Origin of the sequence: Streptococcus sp. 210928-DFI.4.42 (genome assembly GCF_020554365.1) — a bacterium.
GTDB lineage: Bacteria > Bacillota > Bacilli > Lactobacillales > Streptococcaceae > Streptococcus > Streptococcus parasanguinis_S.
On sequence record NZ_JAJCHF010000047.1, the window covers coordinates 1 to 1,700 of the forward strand.

The 1,700-nt window shown below is 36.4% G+C and carries 3 protein-coding genes and 1 pseudogene; 3 read left to right on the forward strand and 1 reads right to left on the reverse strand.

The features are described 5' to 3' along the window. Positions 1-255: 255 nt before the first annotated feature. On the forward strand, positions 256-537 hold the full coding sequence (locus LIZ08_RS10145; RefSeq protein WP_049506819.1) for an autorepressor SdpR family transcription factor: 282 nt from the start codon (positions 256-258) through the stop codon (positions 535-537). Next, positions 524-1,159, forward strand: coding sequence for an SdpI family protein (locus tag LIZ08_RS10150; protein WP_049518681.1), 636 nt, complete (start codon positions 524-526; stop codon positions 1,157-1,159). The genes LIZ08_RS10145 and LIZ08_RS10150 overlap by 14 nt, the downstream gene beginning before the upstream one ends. A gap of 259 nt (positions 1,160-1,418) precedes the next feature. Here the strand turns inward: LIZ08_RS10150 and LIZ08_RS10155 are convergent, their stop codons facing one another. After that, positions 1,419-1,604, reverse strand: a complete 186-nt coding sequence (locus LIZ08_RS10155) for a FanG protein (protein WP_227038812.1) — start codon at positions 1,602-1,604, stop codon at positions 1,419-1,421. A 28-nt stretch (positions 1,605-1,632) separates the two neighbouring features. Between LIZ08_RS10155 and LIZ08_RS10160 the strand changes: the two are divergent. Beyond that, positions 1,633-1,700 (forward strand): annotated as a pseudogene (locus LIZ08_RS10160) (cadmium transporter); the annotation flags it as partial.

Sequence of the window (1,700 nt, forward strand, 5' to 3'; positions counted from 1 at the left end):
GGAGATTATTATGAAAAAGTTTAGGATTTTCTATCAAACAAAGTTAGGAGGTCTTCATTTGATGGTTTTATTATAAGGCTCATTTCTTAAAGAAAACTTAAGAAAAGACGCTGCTTATAAGAATCGGTCTTAGGTCTGATAATTTTTTTACAACAGAAACTATTTAGATTTTTTTCTAAATAGAGTTGACAAAATCATATGAAAGGTTTACAATCTATTTAGAAAGATATCTAAATAGATTAGAGGAGATAGAGAATGAACTTTGCGCAAACATTTAAAGCTTTATCAAATCCGATAAGACGAAGTATCTTGGAGTTGCTAAAAGAAGGAAAATTATCTGCTGGCGATATCGCTGGTCACTTTGATGTGGCAGGGGCGACCATTTCCCATCATTTAAGCCTTCTCAAGCAGGCAGATTTAATTCGAGAGGAAAAAGAGAAGAATTTTATCTACTATGAACTCAATACTTCAGTCTTGGAGGATTTAATGGTCTGGCTCGTTGATTTGAAAGGAGACTCTACTGATGAAAACGAATAAAAAACTATTGCTATTAACTTCTATGGTGATACTTTTCCCCATGCTTTGGGGGCTGATGATTTGGTCGCAATTACCTAACCAAATCCCGATTCACTTCAATTTTGCTGGCCAGGCCAATAACTTCCAATCGAAACCCCTGGTTGTGTTTGGTCTTCCTATTTTCGATCTCATGGTGCATCTGTTTATGATCTTTATGATCGGTCGCGATTCTAAGAATAGCGCTATGAATGAAAAAATGATCAGAGCGATTTACTGGTTGACCCCAATCGTTTCCTTAAGTACCTCCTATCTCATCTATAGCAAGGCGCTAGGATCTACTACCAATCCATCAGTTTTTGTTTCGGTTCTGCTGGGTCTCATCTTTGTAATCATGGGCAATTACATGCCTAAGCTAAAAGTGAATCACACGGTTGGAATCCGTCTGCCTTGGACCTTACAGAGTGAGGATAACTGGCACAAAACCCATCGCTTGGCAGGGAAGTTGTGGGTTCTCGGAGGCTTAATCCTCCTACTGGAAGCAGGCCTTCAATTCGCGCTTTCTTATGTACTGGTGCTGGTCATCCTCGCCATTGTGTTAATCCCTGTGATGTACTCTTATCAATTAAGTCGGAAAAATCGTTAGTATGAAAAGACAACCAGAGAAGAAGCCAGTCGGGAGCTGTTTTCTTTTCCGGTTGTTTTTGCTTATTCATCGTTTCAAATTTAAAACTTTCAGGAAAATATTTATTTTTCGGAAAGTCAAGATTTTGTTATTATTTATGATATACTGGTACCGTAATTATATCCTTACAGAGGTTAAGTAAGGGTTTCAGTACACGTCAATAGATGTCAAAATATTGATTTTAAGCGATTTTTGATTTTTGGAAACTCATTATATCGCACTACAAATCAATAAAAACTCTACCTCTTACTCTACCTTTTTTAGATAAATATATCATCTGGATATTGAAGTTAAGCCTTGCTATCATTTCGATGGCAGGGCTTTTTAATGTTTGGGACACTACCTTCTTATCTATATTTTGATGGAGCTGAAGTTGACATCTACAAAGTTTAATGTTAAAATACATTCAAAAATATATTTGAATGAGGTGCTTTATGGTTCAAAATGTTGTTACTTCAATAATCCTGTATTCTGGGACAGCCGTAGACTTACTTATTATCCT